Consider the following 16,406-nt stretch of genomic DNA (forward strand, 5'->3'; position numbering starts at 1 on the left):
TCAGCGTTTCACGGCATCATACAGGATTTTTCCGCCGACTCTTCTGAAATTGATATCAAAATATCCGGTCTCGAGTCTGTCTTTGTAAGGATAAACTCCTTCGGCGACAATTGTGCCGAGTATTTCCTTTTCGTGAACCTTTTCTTCTTCTAAAGATACAGAGCCCCTGCCAATGAGGAATTCGTCTCTCGAAAGGAAAATAGCGGTTAAAGTCAGTGATGCGCTCAGCAGAAAAATAATCACGGCAAAAACAATAACCGTCATAAAATTAAAATCTATCTTTTTGTCCGGGTCTTCCCCTTCCGTCTTCTTCTTCAAAATACCTATCGCTTTTTTCTGATTCAGAGACGCCAGAATTTTGTAAATCTTGACCCTCGAGGGTATCGGCAGATGAAGAATTTCGCCCAGATATTTCTTGTTCCCGACGAAATTATAAAGAAAACGCTCTTCCCTTGTGAGTTTTTCAACTGAAACACTGTTCACAGAGATAAGCGTTTCTTCGTCGCCAATTGATTCAACTATAAGCTCCATGTTTTCGACGGACTTCAGGTAATCGTTCCAGAGCGATTCTATGTCCTCTTCAATTTCGAGTTCCGATTTATGATAGAGCAGCTCGTTTTCAGCGAACGTAGTTCCCGCTATCTCTTCGTTTTTAAGGGAAAAGACATTGAACGCAATGTCTCGTATCTTGCCTTTTATAAATCTTATTCTCTTTTCAGGCGACAGGTTCCCCGAACCTGATAAAAGCTCTCCGGTGCTCAGATCTTTTTCCTGCGCAGTTTTTTCGAGTCCGGAGAATTCTTCGTCGCTTATCAGTTCGCTGTTAGTCTGAAGGTAGAACCAGAGAGGCACGGCCTTCCCGTCCTTTGTCTGCCAGATTGCGGCACTGATCTTTCCCGATGAAATGTTAAGAAAAATGTTGTCTCCCAAAGATGTGATTATGGAGAATATTCCGTTTCTCTCTTCTTTGCTCAACTTTATCATCATATCGTATATCATGCTCATCGCTACGCCCCTTCATTCCTTGAAATCAAATATGAAAACAAGCCGAAAAGTACGTAAACAGAGGCAAAAACAGCTAAAGACAATATTAATAAAAAACCGCTCATTCCTTTTGCATTCACGTAATAAACGGTAAACAAAGTTACTATGCCTGCGGTCACTGCCGCGAAATCGAATCTGAATCCTTTTCCTTTTATGTTGTGAACGAAACCGGGAAGAAGCATCGAATAAGCGAAGTAAAGTCTCTTTCTCTTGTTCTTCAATGATTCTGAAATTTCATTCACTATTCCTTTTTCGTCGGCGAGTTTTCCAAGTTTTTCAACTCTGGAAATGCAACCTGAACAAAGCAGTGTGCCTTTCTGGCTTCTCTTGCATAGATTGCAAACCGGAGCTCCGCAGAGGTCGCAGAATTCAACAGTAATTTTCCTGAAAGCGACAAAGTTGAAGAAAAGCCCGGCCATCAGAAAAACCGACATCATCAATGCGGTTTTCCTGAGTCTCGTTCCGAATACAGCAGAAAACCTGTTATCGTATACGGATCCCTGAGAAAATATCCGGGAGGGAACGAGCATTTTCTGCGGAATTATCTCTATAGTCAAAAATTCCGAAGTCGGCAACAGAGAAAGCATGCCGAAACTTTTTTCCTCGAGAAATCCCGGTGACAGTTTTTCCAGATTCAATTTGAAAAGTTCGGACTTGTCTTTTTGGAAAGTTTTGAGGTAATACACGTAGAGATTGTAATTAATTTCGGGGTCGGTGCTGTCAATTCTCCACGCGCTCTGAAAACAATTATACGCCGAATCTCTTATCCCCATGTCGAAAAATACACAACCTCTGTTGTTTAATATTATCTGTTTCGGCATAGCGGGTGCCGCGCGGGAATACAGTTCCAGAGCCGATCTGAAATCCTTGTCTCTGCGACACAGAACAGCCGATGCGAAAACTTCTTCTTCAGCGGCTCCTTCCTCAGGATAGGGATTACCTCCTCCTTCGAGAAAAAGTATTTTCTCGTAAATGCTTCTTCCAGGTGAATTTAACGAAAATCCCCTCAGTGCGGCGCTGATTTCAACCGATAGAAGAGACAGAATAAAAGCTCCGAGTCCCGCCGCTGTCATTGTAATTTTTTCTTTTTTCCCGAGCATTGAAAATGAAATTCCAAAAAGAAACGAACCGAGATAGAAAGGTTTGCTTGCGAGAATAAAAAATGACGACAGAATCAGCGAAGACGAAAATTTCGAAGAAAGATCGAGGCGCAGAAATTTTTTGGAAAGATGATATATGCTGTGCCAGATATACACCGCGTTCTTGAAAAAGGCGCATATAATAATGTAGAAACCGAAAGCAAGCAAAAATACCGCGAAAGCATATAGAGGAGTCTGAATAAAGTCGAGGGCGTTGTATGGTTTTCTCAGCAATGAAAAGTACGCTATAACTTCAGACACCAATTTGGAAAACTGCTTTTTTTTCCAGTAAATAGACATAATCTCCCTGGAAACCGCCTGATTTTCAGCGAAACTTCTCGACAGATTCAGAAATCGCAGTTTTTCATCTTCGCTGACGGACTGCCCGGCTTTAAGATAAAAATATCCGCTGAGATGTTTTGACCCCTTCATTCCTTTTGAAGAAAGGATATCGCTAATCCACTGCAGTTCTTCTTCCTTTACTGAGTCATTGTCTGAAAGCATGAAAAAATAGAAATGAAAAAAAAGATTGTTAGATGCGATGCTGTCAGCTTTTTTGAGGCTTTCTCTGTCGTCAGAGAGTACAAAAATCCTGAAAGCGTTGTCTTCATGCGCTCCGCTGAGTATGGTTTCAAGCTTTTCTTCCGGAATTCTCAGGATGCTGTCAATTGAAGATGTCTGGAAAGCTTCATAGATCTCTATCTGTGCTTTTAGAAGGTCGGCGGGAACAGCAGAACTGAAAACAGAAATCACTAAAAAAGTTATCAGAGCCATAGATTGTCCGTCAAAGCGTTTTCAATGTGAGTCAGTTCTCCTGATTCAAGGTCAACACAAATAAAATCCAGCCTCACGTCGGTTTTTCCCCACATTCCGTTTTCAACAAGATACTTTTTTACGGCTCTGAGAAACGTTTTTCTTTGCTTGGCGCTCCAGGATTCAAGCTCACTGTCCCAGCTATCTTTGCTTCTCGTTTTAACTTCAACAAAAACAGCGGTAGTCCCATCACGCGCTATTATGTCTATCTCAGCCTTCCCCTCTCGAATGTTTCGCTTTTCGACATTGTATCCTTTTTTTTTCAGATATTCAACGGCGATATTCTCGCCATAGATCCCCGTTTGAATTTTCAGGTTTTTTCCCGGCACTTGAATCCTTTCTGAGAGGTTTGAAACTCATCCTGTGAATGGGTGAAGGACCTATCCCATCAAGGGCTTCGAGGTGTTTTTTTGAAAGATACCCGGCGTTTGTCGAAAATCCGTATCCCGGATACAAAAGATCATAAAGCTCCATCATTCTGTCTCTTATGACTTTAGCAATTATGGATGCCGCTGCGATTGAATAACATTTTGAATCACCTCTGACAACAGTTTTCTGAACGATTCCGGGCACTGGTATTTCAAAAACGCCGTCAACAAGTATGAAATCCGGTAAAACAGACAGAGAAACCACGGCGTTTTTCATGGCTTCAAGAGAAGCTTTTAGGATGTTTATCAGATCAATCTTCTCGGGAAGAACGTAACCTATGCCGATTTCAAGAGCGGCGCATTTTATTTCGTGATAAAGAATCTCTCTTTTGTTCCTGGTAAGCTTTTTAGAATCTTCCACGCCCTTAATTTTTTTTTCTATAGGCAATACGCACGCCGCAGCCACTACAGGGCCTGCGAGAGGACCCCTTCCGGCTTCATCGACTCCGCATATAATTCTCGCCCCTTCTCTTCGTGCTTTCCTCTCAAAGAAGAGGTTCGGCAAAATTACCGCCTTTCTTTTATCTTTGTAGCTTTGCCTTTTCGTTCTCTCATGTAATAAAGCTTAGCTCTTCTCACTTTCCCTTTTTTGAGTAATTTTACGCTTGATATTATGGGCGAGTGAATAGGGAAGACTCTTTCGACGCCGACTCCGTCCGAAATTTTTCTTACCGTAAAAGTTCCCCTTGCTCCTTTTCCATTATTCATGGCTATGACTGCGCCTTTAAAAAGCCTAATGAGTGTTTTATCGCCTTCTTTAATCTTTATCCTGACTGCAACAGTGTCGCCGACGGATATGTCGGGAACTTCCTGCGTCATCTGGGACGCTTCGATAGCTTTCACCCTTTCCATTTTATCACCTTTTTTCCCTTTCCTTTTTTTTTCTTTTTTCTGTTCTTTCTATCCTTCTCGACTCCCGCCAAAGGGCAATTTTACCATGGTCTCCCGACAAAAGGACATCGGGAACTTTATTTCCTTCAAACATTGAAGGCCTGGTGTAAAGTTCCTCTTCGCACAGTCCGTCCGTGGAGAAGGAATCGAGGATCAGATTTTCTTCATTGTTGAGAACTCCCGGAATGAGCCTTACAACAGCTTCGGCGATTACGAGAGCCGGCAGTTCTCCTCCGGACAACATATAATCGCCAATCGATATCTCTTCATCGACGAAATTATCTATGAACCTCTGATCAACTCCTCTGTACCTTCCACAGACAAGTATCAAGTGCTTTTTCCTGGAAAGCTCCCCTGCTTTTTCGCGGTCAAACAAACATCCCTGAGGGGAAGTGAGAACTATCCATGATTCGTCGTCTTTAAGTTCCTTAACAGCAGCGGCGAGCGGAGGTGCCATAAAAACCATACCGGGACCTCCTCCGAAAGGGTAATCGTCCACTCTGCCGTGCGGATCGTCGGAATAATCCCTGAGATTGACGAAATTCAAAACAGCGAGATTTTTTTCTGCGGCTCTCGACAGTATTCCGAATCCGGCGTAAGGCATTATAGCTCCCGGAAATATTGTAATTATATCTATTTTCATTATAAAGAAAAGCCGCCAGGGGAAACCCTGGCGACGTATTAAGATTCAGTCCAGTATTTCGAGAATGGCTCGTTTTCCGGTTTTCATAGCCGCGGCAGAGACTATATGTCTGAGAGCTTTTGCCGTCCGGCCTTCTTTACCTATAATTTTTCCGAGATCGCCTGAACCGACTTTGAGTTCGAGATAAACTGTTTTCTGATGGTCGGTTGTTGTCACTTTGACCTCGCCGGGATCGTCGACGAGTTTTTTCGCAATGAACTCTACCAGTTCCTGAACCGACTGATTTGAATTGTTCATCTTCCGCTCCTTACTGAGATTGTTCTTTTTTGTGTCTGCGAATTAGGGATGAAACCGTTTCGGTTACGGAGGCTCCTTTTTGCACCCAGTTTGTGAGTTTTTCGTAATCCAAGCTGAACTCAGCCGGTTTTCTCGGATTGTAATAACCGAGCTTTTCGATGCACTTTCCGTCTCTTCTGTGCCGCTTGTCTGCGACAATTATGTGGTAAAAGGGCGAATTTCTTTTTCCGAATCTCGCAAGATGTATTCTAACTGACAAAGGTTCGATACCTCCTCTTAGTATTATTAGTGATGAACGAAACATTTATATTATCTTTTCTTTCTTTTCTTTGTCAAGCCCTTTGTCAGGGCCATTTTTGCCAAAGATTGCCTGCCTATTATACCTTTGAGCATTTTTTTCGACGATTCAAACTGTTTTACCAGGTTAGTCACGTCTGAAATTTGAGTTCCGCTTCCGGCCGCTATCCTCTTTTTTCTGCTCGCGTTAATTATTTCGGGGTGCTGTCTTTCTCCGGGAGTCATTGAAAAAATCAGGGCTTCGATTTTGTTTATTTCTTTTTCGTCAATTTTCACGTTCTGGACGGCAGTGCCCGGCAGCATAGACAGAAGGTTTTCGAGAGGTCCCATTTTTTTCAGAGTTCTGAGTTGGTAGACAAAATCCTCCAGAGTAAAAGAAAGATCCGCCATTTTTTTTGCCATCTTTTCCGCTTCGACCTGGTCCGACGCTTCCCTGGCTTTTTCTACCAGCGAGGCTATGTCTCCCATGCCGGTTATTCTGGAAGCCATTCTTTCGGGGAAAAACTCAGATAATTCTTCGGCCTTTTCCCCTGTCCCTACGAATTTCACAGGCGCTCCCGTTGCTATTTTCATGCTGAGAGCTGCGCCGCCTCGCGCGTCTCCGTCAAGTTTTGTCAGCACAATTCCTGTGATGCCGACTTTTTTGTCGAAGGATTCTGCTACTTGCAGGGCGTCTTGACCAGTCATGGCGTCCACCACGAGTAGTACTTCATGCGGCTTGAATTTGTCTTTAATGTCCGCGAGTTCCTCTATCATTTCTTCGTCTATGTGCAGTCTTCCGGCCGTGTCGAGCAGGACCGCTCCTTTCATATTTTTTCGCGCTTCGGATATCGCGACTTCGACGCTTTTCATTGCGCTTTCTGTGTTTACTGGCGAGAAGGACAAGCCATATTTCGCGCAGAGCACTTCGAGCTGTTGAGAAGCAGCGGGTCTTTTCACATCACAAGCGGAGAGGAGAGGGTCTATTCCTTTGTTTTTCAGAAACAAACCGAGTTTTGCGCATGTTGTCGTTTTGCCGCTGCCCTGCAGTCCGACAAGCATAATCAGAGGAGGATTTCCGCTCAAACGCAGTTCCTGTTTTGAGCTTCCGAGCATGATCCTTATTTCGTCGAAGACAATTTTTGCGACTACATCACCGGGAGAAATACTTTTTAGAACTTTTTCTCCGACAGCTTTTGTTCTGATGTTTTCACAAAAATCGCGGGCAATCTTATAATTTACGTCTGCTTCCAGCAATATTCTTCTTATTTCCCTGAGGATTTCGTCAACATCCTTTTCCGTTAGATGTCCTCTTCTTTTCAGTTTTGCGAATACTTCAGAAAAGTTTTTTGTCAGGTTTTCAAACACTTGACTTGTCCTTTTTTTACAATTTCAAAAACAATTTCAGCCATTTCCCGTGCCGTCCTCGCAAGATTGTTCTCCGCGGATTTCAAAGCTTCATCGAGATTCATTGGCCCCGGCAAAATGGATATCACTTGTGACCCTTTCAAGCGGGCGTCAATCCAACCTGTCAGCGTCAGAACAGAGACGCCTGCAACGGAGGCTTTTTTCGCCACGAAACCGGTTATTTTTCCGGAACCGGAAGTTGTGTCGACTTTTCCTTCTCCCGTCACGGCGAGAAAGCATTCAGACAGTCTTTTTTCAAATGAAGCCAAAGAAGCTACGTATTCTGCTCCGCTGACAGTTCTGCTGTCGAACAAAACTTTCATTAATGAGGGAACTCCACCGGCGGCTCCTCCGTGTTTTATCTTTCCAGCGTCTTTGCCGGTTTTTTTTAATAACACTTGCCTGAAGTTTTTGAATGATTTTTTTAGAAATTCAACCTCTTCATCCGTCGCCCCTTTTTGTCTCGAAAACACCTCCACACCGCCCTTTTCTCCCAACAGCGGATTTTTGACGTCGCAGAGAACGATAAACTCGGCTTTGAGGGCGCAAGAGAATATATTTGCTGTGTCAATTCTTCGGAGACGCATCAGATCGGCTCCTCTTGACTTGATTTTTTTCCCCCTCGAATCAAAAAACCCGGCGCCAAGGGCTTCCATGATCCCCGTTCCTCCGTCTGCCGTCGCAGATCCTCCCGCACAAAGATATATTTTTCCGGCTCCAGCTTCCAAAGCTTTTTTTATTACTACACCGGTTCCATATGTGCTGCCGAAAAGTGCGGGTTTCGAAGTCGGGTCTACCAGTTTCAGACCCGATGAAAGGGCAAGTTCAACGAGGGCTGTTTTTTTATCGAGCATTAAAAATTCAGTTTCGATGGGTTTCCCGAAAGGATCGAATGTCCGGACTCTTTTTGTAACCCCTCCGGAAAAATATTTCACGGCCTCCAGAGTCCCGTCTCCTCCGTCAGCGAGTGGAAGTTCTATCGTCGAAAAATATTTTACGAACTCAGCGGATATAATCCTGCAAGCTTTTACAGCTCCTAAAGATCCTTTGAAGCTTCCCGGACAGACAAGTACTTTCACAATCCGAAGTAAGCGTAGGACTGATTGAAATGCGAATCTATCGCTTTTATCATGATGACTCTGTCCGCAACACCCGTGAGCGTCACATGAAAATTCTCAGTCTTCGAGTCGAACACTCCGTCTTCAGGTTCAACTTCCGTCCAGTTTATTCCGTCAAAACTGAACGAGACATTTACTATCCTCGACCTTGAATCTGCCGCCGAAAAATTCGCCGCAGTCGCTGAAGTCGAAAATGATACTATCTGAGGTCCGGTATTGTCAATCGTGAATGTTTCCGTAAAGGCCGTGTCGCATAAAAAAGAGCCGGCGGAATTGGACAAGCTGTCCGAGGCTATTACCCTGAGAATATATTCTCCGTCTGCAAAAAACAACCGGTTGAAAGCGAAGTGTTTTTCTTTTAACTGCCATCCTATTTTCATCCAGTCCGTTCTGTTTTTATCTCTTATAAAAACCTCGTATGTAATGCTGTCACCGTCAGGATCGCTCGCTTCAAAAGATACCCCCTGATGTGTCGGTTGTATCGAAACAGGATTTTGAGGCGTCTGCCATCCCCCCAGATTCATCATTCGTCTTTCGGCGTCGCCAAGAGAATTTACCCTTAATTCCGGCACTGTCTGCGAGACACCGTAGGAAGCCGAACCCGGAGCAAATACAACAGGTCTCTGGAGTTCCGGTTTCCTGTTCCCGGAGGAATAGAGAAATTCGAATTTCTCTACGTAACCGTCAAAGAGCACTCTGAATTGGATCCTCTCTCCGGGCGGCAATTCGTCTTTCACGGAACCGAAATCCGTTGTTTCTCTGGTCCAATCCGACCACATAGCGTCAGGAGAAGCCGTGTTTCCTGTTCTCGCCTGGATTCTCACATTACCTTCTCCAGTCCACAAAAATTCTCCCCACACGGGAAAATCTCCCGCGTCGAGAGTCTGAGTCGTGTAAATTCCTTCGCCGGAACGGTTTTGACTCATTCTGAATAACGTCAGCGGGTTTGTTCCGAGAAGCATTGGTCCGCTGTGAACGGATCCGGCCCAGGCGGTAAAAATTCTCTCTTCCGGAGCCCTGAAAGAACTCAGTTCGTTTTTTTCAGTGTCGAAAATAAGCACAGTCCCGTCCGGAGATCCTATAGCGCATATCTCTTTTTCAGAAATCCAGAAAAGCGATGTCACAGGAGGGTTGGGCGAAGCGAAAAGCGCTTCAGATCTTCCGTCTTGATATTTAAAAACACGCGAAACGATTTCAGCGGAAGACGGTGGAACGTTGAAGTAAGGGTCCACAGTCAGCCTTAAAGATGTAAGACCGGTTATGTCTATATTTCCGGATATTGACGAATAGACTATAAAATTTCCGAACGTACAGATGCTGTTCACTTCCGATCCCTCCGGATCAGCTGCGGCATACGCCGTAGCTGACGAAAGCGAATAAGCAAAAAGAAAGCCCTTTCCAGATGTTCCCGCGTAAAGAGTGTCGCCGCTGACTGCGAGGCACACTGCAGCTTTGTCGCCGGTCTCGACACTGTCCAGGAGAATTCCCTCCACAGACAGTAAAAAGATTTTTCCACCGGTGGAAGTGGCTAAAGCGAGTTTGCCGTTTTCAACGCATATCATGTCCCAAACAGACATTGAATCCCTTTTAAAAATTATCTCTGCCTCATTTCCTCTGATCCGCAATATCTCGCCACGGGGAGACACTGCCGCATAAACGTCTTTTCCGTCTGTGCAGATCCCGAACACTCCCCCGCTTTCATATTGAACCACTGTGTCCAGGTCGCTGCCGTTCCCGTTGCATGCGAAAACGGCTGCCGGCGAAGCTGAAGAGATGTAATACTTTCCCCTGCATTCCACCATACGCCAGCCGTAAACGACGTTCATCTGGAGTAATTTATTTATCTCACGCGAAACGCTTATAGTGCCGTTGTAGTTCAGTAGAACATTTTCAAACTTTCCGGGTGTAAAATCCGAATAAGAATTGATGATCCAATTCTGGGTTTTGCCTGCAAAAGCACCATGAAAAATAAATATCAAACCTGCGGCAATAAATCGAATCTTCATCTTCCCTCCACTACGATCCTGTTGACGACTGCTCCGCTTACGACAGAGTTCACCTCAATTTCGAGGAAATTTATTACGTTCAGAGCCGTAAAGTCAGGTATCGCGTTTATGTTTCCGTATTTCAGAACGCTCATGACCGACACCGGCGTTTTTTCGAAAGATTCCTCTCCGAAAGCCATATCAGTCTGCTTTTCATAAAGAACGATATAAATCTTGTTGTTAGAAGGAATTTTTTTTATGGCTTCCAAAAGCCCGTCAAAACTCCTGTAATCCACCCATAGAGGATTTTCCATTGAGAAAAACAGGGAAAGATTCATGGCGTCGCAGGCGATTATTCCAAGAGTGTCCGGAGCCAATATTCCCTCTGCCGCCATATCCACGCTCAGGACTTGTGTCCTGGAATCGTCCAAAATTAGGGAGACCGTCACTGAAAAAGTTTCCCCTTCCCGGATTCTCGATGAACTCAGCATTAAATCGTTAATTTTCGCCGTTCTTGGTTCTCTGTAATTGTGTACAGTTATATCTACAGAATCAGGATAAATCATGCTGTATGTGTTGGACGACAGGACATTCAATGTAAGCATCATGCCGTATGACCAGCTTTCGTTGACAGCATTTATGCCGTTGTATGAATTGGAAAGCGTAAGTTTTTGCTCCCGTGGAAGATAAATATTTGTGTTAATGTCGCAAAATCCTCCGTAACTGTACAATGAACTGGTCTGAACGGCGCTCAAAGCTAGCACTGGAATGAGAACGGGCGTGAACAAAGCGCTTCTGCAAACCCAGAATTCGTATTTTTTTTCCGTCCCTTCTGAAGTGACCGTCACTTTTACAGGCGTGATCTCAGGCACTGGTCCTATTATTCCTGACACTCCAGTCGATACGTCGCTTGTCAGAGTTCCGATCACGGCTGTCGGCGAAGTCATTTTGAAACCGAGTGTCGTGAGCGGCATTACGGTATTGACAAAACCTCCCGCCATAGGGTATCTGCACGCTCCTTCTCCGAGAAATGGGTGCCCGAAGCCGATCACCGTGTCTCCATTTACAAGGGTAACCGTTCCCGTGGCGGCTACCGTGGCGTCTCCGCCGGCGAGAATTACGCTCAGGACGCCGCCGGGAGTTATTTCAGTCTCTTCCTGTATCTGGCGCGAGCCTTCAGTCAGTGTAAAATTCCCGGGAAGATTGCTCTCGAGAAGGATTTCAGCTGCAGCTGACAGCCCTGAACTCATCAGGCACACTTCATAGTTTTTAAGCCTCTCGCTTTCCGTAAATCCCGACAGTCCGAACCTGACATCTTCCAGCATCTCGTCTATAGGTGTTATTCCCGCTATCGGTTCTCTGCTGTCCTGCCATGCAGCTGAAATGGCGCCTATGAGTTCACCCTGGTAATAAACGGGACTGCCGCTCATCCCGTAAAGAACACCTGTTCTTTCGAGATATTCGCCCTCGCATCTTGCTATTATCATGTTGCCTGAAATTCTTCCTGAGTTTATTGTCGTCATGTAAGTCAGGTCGAAAGTGTCTATCTTCGTGCCTTTGAACACGGACAATCCTGTTAGGCTTGCTCCTTCCGGTATCGTGACAGCGGAAATCAGACATGAAAAAAATATAGTGAACATTTATCCTGCCTAAATTGAAACAGCCACGTTGTTCATGTTGAACAGCATGTGGTCTAAATGGTACCCTTCGGATTCGGCAATTTTAGTCAGACCGATGGTTTTGTTGAATCTGTTAGAATAACCTTCCGGAAATTCAGGGAACTGAAGAATGAACCACTTATTGTCTTTCGCTTCTATGCGGATAATCCTCTGGTCGTACGCAGTCTTGTGAAGGTAAGTTTTTCCTTTTACAGTCACTCCGAAATCGTTTATTCTGACCATCACTGTGGCGAGATGAGCTCTTTCCTCGACGATCCTTTTTTCCGGTTTGTTGCCGGTAGGAATCATGGGTTTGAGATCGAAAAGAAATATGATGTCTGCCGCCGGAATCTGATAACTCGTGTATACTCTCAAAGGGGGATTGTCCCATCTGCTTTCTCCCTCGACGACAAGTTCCGACACTTCCACGTCTCCTCCGTGAGGAGAACCGTAAAAATTAAGAAAATCTTTACGCCCGACGTTGGACCCATTGAGCAAAAAACCTTTATCGATGCTTCTTACGAAATTTTCGTCAATCCATCCCACTATCTTTGAAGTTTTTGTCATCACGAGCGTTTTTCTCATCCCCGGCATGAGCATAGATTCCTCCTCTTTCTTTCAACTTTTCAATGATATTATAATCAATGTCGTAATTGAATTTCAACATATCTCTTCCCGAAATGCCGTGATAATCAGTTCCGGCGGTCATAATCAATCCAAAGTCTTTTGCCTGCCTGGAATATTCGAATATCTGGATGTGAGTGTGCGAAGGATAATAGACCTCTATGCCGTCGAGGCCGTTGTCTACCAGTGAAATAAATATTTCCTGATAAACCTCTCTGGACGTATATCCTTCACCCGGGTGAGCAAGAACTGCCACTCCGCCGGATCCGTGAATCATCTCTATGCCCTCCTTTATCCCGGATCTGTATCTCGGAGCGTAAGCTTTTCTGCCTTTGGCTATGTATTTTACAAAAGCTTCGTGATGGTTTTTTACAAAACCTCTGGCGAGCATCGCCTCAGCTATGTGGAGGCGTCCTATATTCACTGTTTTTCCAGCGGCTCTGACAATCTCGCTGTAGTCCATGTCAAGTCCGGCTTCTCTCAGCTTGCTCAAAATCTCGCGGTTCCTGTCTTCTCTTGAAAGAGATATTTTTTTCAATTTATTTCTTAAAAGAAGGTCGTCCTGGTTGAAAAGATAACCCAAAAGATGGCAAGTGGCCTTGTCGCCGACTTCCAGGCTCAACTCTACGCCGCTTATAACCTCTACTCCGAGCTCCTCGCCTTTTTTCTTTGCGCATGACACGCCCTCTACCGTGTCGTGGTCTGTTATCGCTACGATTTTCAGGCCGGATTTACAGCATTCGGACACGGTTTCTTCAGGACTTGTCAATCCGTCCGAATAATTGGTGTGCACGTGCAGGTTTATCTGAGGAAGCATCGTATTTTACCGGAGTCCGATCTCGCCCCTGCTTATCTTTCCGACAATTTCCGGATATAATCTGTGTTCGACAGTGAGTACTTTTTGGGCGAGAGTTTCGGGAGTGTCGTCTTTCAATACCGGCACGGGTTCGTAAGCCAAAGTCCTTCCCGAATCGTAATCTTCATCAACAATGTGTATCGTGGGGCCGGATATTTTTGTTTTGCTCTTTATTACGGCACGATGAACTTCCAGTCCATACATGCCTTTCCCTCCGAACTGAGGAAGCGGCGCGGGATGAATGTTTAAAATCCTGCCTTTGAAATCCGAAAGAAGAGGACACTTTACGAGTTCGTCGTATCCGGCCAACACGACAAAGTTGATTTTTAGACTGTTAAAAAGCTGCGACATGTAAAAATATCTCTTCTTTGGATAATTGTTCCTCGAAAAGATAAAGACCGGCGTCCCGTTATCTCTCGCGGCTTCAATTCCTTTGGCCGTCGACCTGTTTGAGACGACGCAGATTATCCTGCCGTCAATTCCTCCGGCGTCGCATGCTTCCTTGAGAGCCAGCATGTTCGATCCCTTGCCTGAAATCAGGACGGCAATTCTAAGGGACATCCCTGGCTCCGCGGCATCATTGCCTGAAAAACGGCAGGACCGACATGAAAACGGCAATAATTGAAGCTATGAGCGCCACTATGGATGCTATCAGCGGTTTTATGTCATTTTTCTGTTTGGCAATATCAGATATCAGGTTTTGCTGTTCAAAATATTTTTTTTTCAGGGCTTCAATTTCCCTGGTCAGGTCTCCGGTGTTTTGCTTTCTGTGGTCGTCGAACCTGCTCGGTCTTTCAAATCTGTCGCCGCTTTTTGAAAAATCTTTTTTAGGTTTTTTGAACTGCTGTGAAGCCTGCCTGTTGTCTCCGTATTTGAATTTCGCTTCGCCGTTTCCGGAAAATCTTTTTGAATCTCCGTAAGAATTTTTCTTTGGATAATTCTTCGACTGTCTGTTTTTATTCTCTATGGAAATTGAATGCTCTCTGCTTTCGATCGGCTTGCTCTGCTGTTCGCCTTTATTTTGGACCGCATCGTTTGCCTGCTTTTCCATTTCTTTAGCCATCACTGGGATTTCTGTGTCTTTGGGTCTTTCTACTTTCACTTCGGTCTTCGTAAAATTATCCGTGTTAACTTCCACATCGTGCGCGGATCCTCTCGATCCAGGTCCTTTTCTCTTTGTCTCATCCATTTTCAGCTCCTTTTTTCACTATATCGAGGGCTATATCGAGCGATTTGTATGAGTGGGTTAGTTTTCCCACTGAAATGAAATCCACTCCAAGAGCCGAGACGGCTCTCACTTTTTTCTCGTTCATTTTTCCCGAGACTTCAATTTCACATCTTCCGCCGATTATTTTCACGGCTTTTTCGATATCCCTCAGCGTCATGTTGTCGAGCATTATCCTGTTCACGCCTGCCCCGAGGGCGGCCGAGATTTGCTCGAGACTGTCGACTTCGACTTCGACGAATTTTCCCGGAAAGCGTTTTTTTACTTTTGCGATAGCGGAAGACACGTCCGAACCGCATACGGCTATGTGATTGTCTTTTATGAGCGCCATGTCGTATAGCCCGAACCGGTGGTTCATGCCGCCGCCTTTGAAAACGCTGTATTTCTCGATTTTCCTGGAACCGGGACAAGTTTTTCTGGTGTCCAAGATTCTTGTTTTCCCCGTCGCCAGGCCAACAAATTTTCCGGTGATTGTAGCTATCCCGGACATTCTCTGAAGATAATTCAGAGCCACTCTCTCTCCCGTCAAGATCGCTTTCAGTTTTCCTTTTATTCCGATTAAAACGTCTCCTTTTTTTATTTTTTCACCGTCGGTTTTTTTCATTTCAAAAAAACACTTTGGGTCCAGCATCCTGAATGTTTCTCTGGCAAAATCCAAACCGGCCACTATCCCCTTCTCGCGAGTAATAATAACAGCAGAGGCGATTATGTCATCTTCTACTACGGCTTCCGTCGTCACATCGCCTGTGCCCACGTCCTCCTCCAGAGCACGAGCGACACAGACACTAATTTCTTCTTCTGTAAATATTATCAGGAAATTCTCCCGGTCTCAGAATCAGGCGGTTTCAGAAAACAAAACAGTGCGGTTTTTCCCGCGTCTTTTTGCTTCATACATCGCTTTATCGGCATAAAACAGCAATTCGTCTTCATTCTTTATCCCGCCTATCTTTGAAGCTTCGGCAACTCCGAGGCTTATTGTTTTCTTAAAATTCGTGCTTCCTGTTTTGAATTCGATTTCTGATATTTTTTTTCTTATTTTCTCGGCGATTCGTTTCGCCTGATCTTCGTCCGTATTAGGAAGCAAAACGAGAAACTCCTCTCCACCGAAACGGCCGGCCGTGTCTTCTTTTCTTATCCCGTCAAAAATGACGCCGGCAATTTTTTTGAGTACTTCGTCGCCGACGAGATGGCCGTATTCATCGTTGCACTTTTTGAAATCGTCAATGTCTATCATCACGCAGGACAGAGGGGAGCCGTGCCTTTTGGTTCTGCTGAATTCCTTTTCGAGGGAGTCCATTACGTAAGCCCTGTTATGGATGCCTGTGAGCCTGTCAGTTATAGCCGTCCTGTAAAGTTCAGCATTCTTTTTCTGAAGCTCCGAGTTAAGGTTTTCGATTTTCTCGTTGATGTTTTTAAGATCTTCGTTTCTTTTCTCCAGTTCAAGTTTAGCGTTTTCCAGCTGTTTGTACAGGTCTTTTATCTTTTTTAGATATCCGAGAGTCAGTACGCTGACACCGTCGGATCTTCTCAATTTCTCGATTATCTCATCTACGATGTTCGAATACGTTTTCGGAAGAACTTCGAATATCTTCGAAAGTTCCCTGGGTTCTATGACGGCTATTTTTGTGTCTGAAACCGCGTAAACACTGGCAGAAGTTGTCTTGTCGTGACCCAGAACACCCAGCTCTCCGAATATTTCACCTTCTTCCCTGTGAGCTATGTGAACTTCCTTGTCGTCGGACATTGATTTGGCGACCTTTACCTGGCCTTGAAGAATGAGATAAAGATTTCCGGCTTTTGAATTTTCCTGAATAATGGTCTCGTTAGGTTCGAAATCCGTTATTGTAAAAAATTCCTCGGGTATCTTTTTTATGTCATTTGCGGCTACGTTTCTGAAAAAACGGTTTGCCGCCAGTTTGGAAATTACAATTTCGTCCATATTTTCGCCTGATTTGAGCAAAAGGATTCTATAACATCGAATGTCTTTTTTCAACAACTCTTT

At 44.7% G+C, this 16,406-nt stretch carries 17 protein-coding genes and 1 pseudogene; all 18 read right to left on the reverse strand.

Annotated elements, in window-relative coordinates; genetic code table 11:
* A complete protein-coding gene (locus JXL83_04510) occupies positions 1–1,005 on the reverse strand; it encodes a hypothetical protein (protein MBN2363376.1) in 1,005 nt (334 codons plus the stop codon).
* A gap of 2 nt (positions 1,006–1,007) precedes the next feature.
* Positions 1,008–2,957 carry a hypothetical protein gene (locus tag JXL83_04515; GenBank protein MBN2363377.1) on the reverse strand — a complete coding sequence of 650 codons (1,950 nt, stop codon included), beginning with the start codon at positions 2,955–2,957 and terminating at the stop codon, positions 1,008–1,010.
* Positions 2,948–3,325, reverse strand: coding sequence for a YraN family protein (locus tag JXL83_04520; protein ID MBN2363378.1), 378 nt, complete (start codon positions 3,323–3,325; stop codon positions 2,948–2,950). The genes JXL83_04515 and JXL83_04520 overlap by 10 nt, the downstream gene beginning before the upstream one ends.
* Positions 3,267–3,914: pseudogene (locus tag JXL83_04525) on the reverse strand (ribonuclease HII). The gene JXL83_04520 and the pseudogene JXL83_04525 overlap by 59 nt, the downstream one beginning before the upstream one ends.
* A gap of 17 nt (positions 3,915–3,931) precedes the next feature.
* Entirely contained in the window at positions 3,932–4,276 is a 345-nt protein-coding gene (rplS, locus tag JXL83_04530) for a 50S ribosomal protein L19 (GenBank protein ID MBN2363379.1), read from the reverse strand.
* 4 nt (positions 4,277–4,280) lie between these two features.
* Positions 4,281–4,958, reverse strand: coding sequence for a tRNA (guanosine(37)-N1)-methyltransferase TrmD (gene trmD, locus JXL83_04535; GenBank protein ID MBN2363380.1), 678 nt, complete (start codon positions 4,956–4,958; stop codon positions 4,281–4,283).
* 45 nt (positions 4,959–5,003) lie between these two features.
* Entirely contained in the window at positions 5,004–5,255 is a 252-nt protein-coding gene (locus JXL83_04540) for a KH domain-containing protein (GenBank protein MBN2363381.1), read from the reverse strand.
* A 10-nt stretch (positions 5,256–5,265) separates the two neighbouring features.
* The gene (gene rpsP, locus JXL83_04545) at positions 5,266–5,514 is read right to left on the reverse strand and encodes a 30S ribosomal protein S16 (GenBank protein MBN2363382.1); all 249 of its coding nucleotides are present in this window, start codon (positions 5,512–5,514) and stop codon (positions 5,266–5,268) included.
* A 50-nt stretch (positions 5,515–5,564) separates the two neighbouring features.
* Entirely contained in the window at positions 5,565–6,899 is a 1,335-nt protein-coding gene (gene ffh, locus JXL83_04550; protein MBN2363383.1) for a signal recognition particle protein, read from the reverse strand.
* Positions 6,884–8,017 carry a glycerate kinase gene (locus JXL83_04555; GenBank protein MBN2363384.1) on the reverse strand — a complete coding sequence of 378 codons (1,134 nt, stop codon included), beginning with the start codon at positions 8,015–8,017 and terminating at the stop codon, positions 6,884–6,886. The genes ffh and JXL83_04555 overlap by 16 nt, the downstream gene beginning before the upstream one ends.
* Positions 8,014–10,062 carry a hypothetical protein gene (locus JXL83_04560; GenBank protein ID MBN2363385.1) on the reverse strand — a complete coding sequence of 683 codons (2,049 nt, stop codon included), beginning with the start codon at positions 10,060–10,062 and terminating at the stop codon, positions 8,014–8,016. The genes JXL83_04555 and JXL83_04560 overlap by 4 nt, the downstream gene beginning before the upstream one ends.
* Positions 10,059–11,681, reverse strand: a complete 1,623-nt coding sequence (locus JXL83_04565) for a hypothetical protein (protein MBN2363386.1) — start codon at positions 11,679–11,681, stop codon at positions 10,059–10,061. The genes JXL83_04560 and JXL83_04565 overlap by 4 nt, the downstream gene beginning before the upstream one ends.
* Positions 11,682–11,690: 9 nt before the next feature.
* A complete protein-coding gene (locus tag JXL83_04570) occupies positions 11,691–12,293 on the reverse strand; it encodes a hypothetical protein (protein ID MBN2363387.1) in 603 nt (200 codons plus the stop codon).
* On the reverse strand, positions 12,232–13,140 hold the full coding sequence (locus JXL83_04575; protein MBN2363388.1) for a PHP domain-containing protein: 909 nt from the start codon (positions 13,138–13,140) through the stop codon (positions 12,232–12,234). The genes JXL83_04570 and JXL83_04575 overlap by 62 nt, the downstream gene beginning before the upstream one ends.
* Before the next feature lie 6 nt (positions 13,141–13,146).
* On the reverse strand, positions 13,147–13,740 hold the full coding sequence (gene purN / locus JXL83_04580; protein MBN2363389.1) for a phosphoribosylglycinamide formyltransferase: 594 nt from the start codon (positions 13,738–13,740) through the stop codon (positions 13,147–13,149).
* A 16-nt stretch (positions 13,741–13,756) separates the two neighbouring features.
* Positions 13,757–14,368 carry a hypothetical protein gene (locus JXL83_04585; GenBank protein ID MBN2363390.1) on the reverse strand — a complete coding sequence of 204 codons (612 nt, stop codon included), beginning with the start codon at positions 14,366–14,368 and terminating at the stop codon, positions 13,757–13,759.
* Positions 14,361–15,218 (reverse strand): carboxylating nicotinate-nucleotide diphosphorylase, encoded by an 858-nt coding sequence (gene nadC / locus JXL83_04590; GenBank protein ID MBN2363391.1) that lies wholly within the window; start codon positions 15,216–15,218, stop codon positions 14,361–14,363. The genes JXL83_04585 and nadC overlap by 8 nt, the downstream gene beginning before the upstream one ends.
* Before the next feature lie 21 nt (positions 15,219–15,239).
* Positions 15,240–16,343: a GGDEF domain-containing protein gene (locus JXL83_04595; protein ID MBN2363392.1), complete on the reverse strand. Its 1,104-nt coding sequence runs from the start codon at positions 16,341–16,343 to the stop codon at positions 15,240–15,242.
* Positions 16,344–16,406 lie beyond the last annotated feature (63 nt).

Source organism: candidate division WOR-3 bacterium, from assembly GCA_016934535.1.
Lineage (GTDB): Bacteria > SDB-A > SDB-A > SDB-A > SDB-A > JAFGIG01.

Coding starts and splice junctions, on each gene's coding strand:
- JXL83_04510 (MBN2363376.1), bottom strand. CDS start 1,005: ATGAGCATGATATACGATATGATGATAAAGTTGAGCAAAGAAGAGAGA.
- JXL83_04515 (MBN2363377.1), bottom strand. CDS start 2,957: ATGGCTCTGATAACTTTTTTAGTGATTTCTGTTTTCAGTTCTGCTGTT.
- rplS (MBN2363379.1), bottom strand. CDS start 4,276: ATGGAAAGGGTGAAAGCTATCGAAGCGTCCCAGATGACGCAGGAAGTT.
- trmD (MBN2363380.1), bottom strand. CDS start 4,958: ATGAAAATAGATATAATTACAATATTTCCGGGAGCTATAATGCCTTAC.
- JXL83_04540 (MBN2363381.1), bottom strand. CDS start 5,255: ATGAACAATTCAAATCAGTCGGTTCAGGAACTGGTAGAGTTCATTGCG.
- JXL83_04560 (MBN2363385.1), bottom strand. CDS start 10,062: ATGAAGATTCGATTTATTGCCGCAGGTTTGATATTTATTTTTCATGGT.
- JXL83_04565 (MBN2363386.1), bottom strand. CDS start 11,681: ATGTTCACTATATTTTTTTCATGTCTGATTTCCGCTGTCACGATACCG.
- JXL83_04570 (MBN2363387.1), bottom strand. CDS start 12,293: ATGCCGGGGATGAGAAAAACGCTCGTGATGACAAAAACTTCAAAGATA.
- JXL83_04575 (MBN2363388.1), bottom strand. CDS start 13,140: ATGCTTCCTCAGATAAACCTGCACGTGCACACCAATTATTCGGACGGA.
- purN (MBN2363389.1), bottom strand. CDS start 13,740: ATGTCCCTTAGAATTGCCGTCCTGATTTCAGGCAAGGGATCGAACATG.
- JXL83_04585 (MBN2363390.1), bottom strand. CDS start 14,368: ATGGATGAGACAAAGAGAAAAGGACCTGGATCGAGAGGATCCGCGCAC.
- JXL83_04595 (MBN2363392.1), bottom strand. CDS start 16,343: ATGGACGAAATTGTAATTTCCAAACTGGCGGCAAACCGTTTTTTCAGA.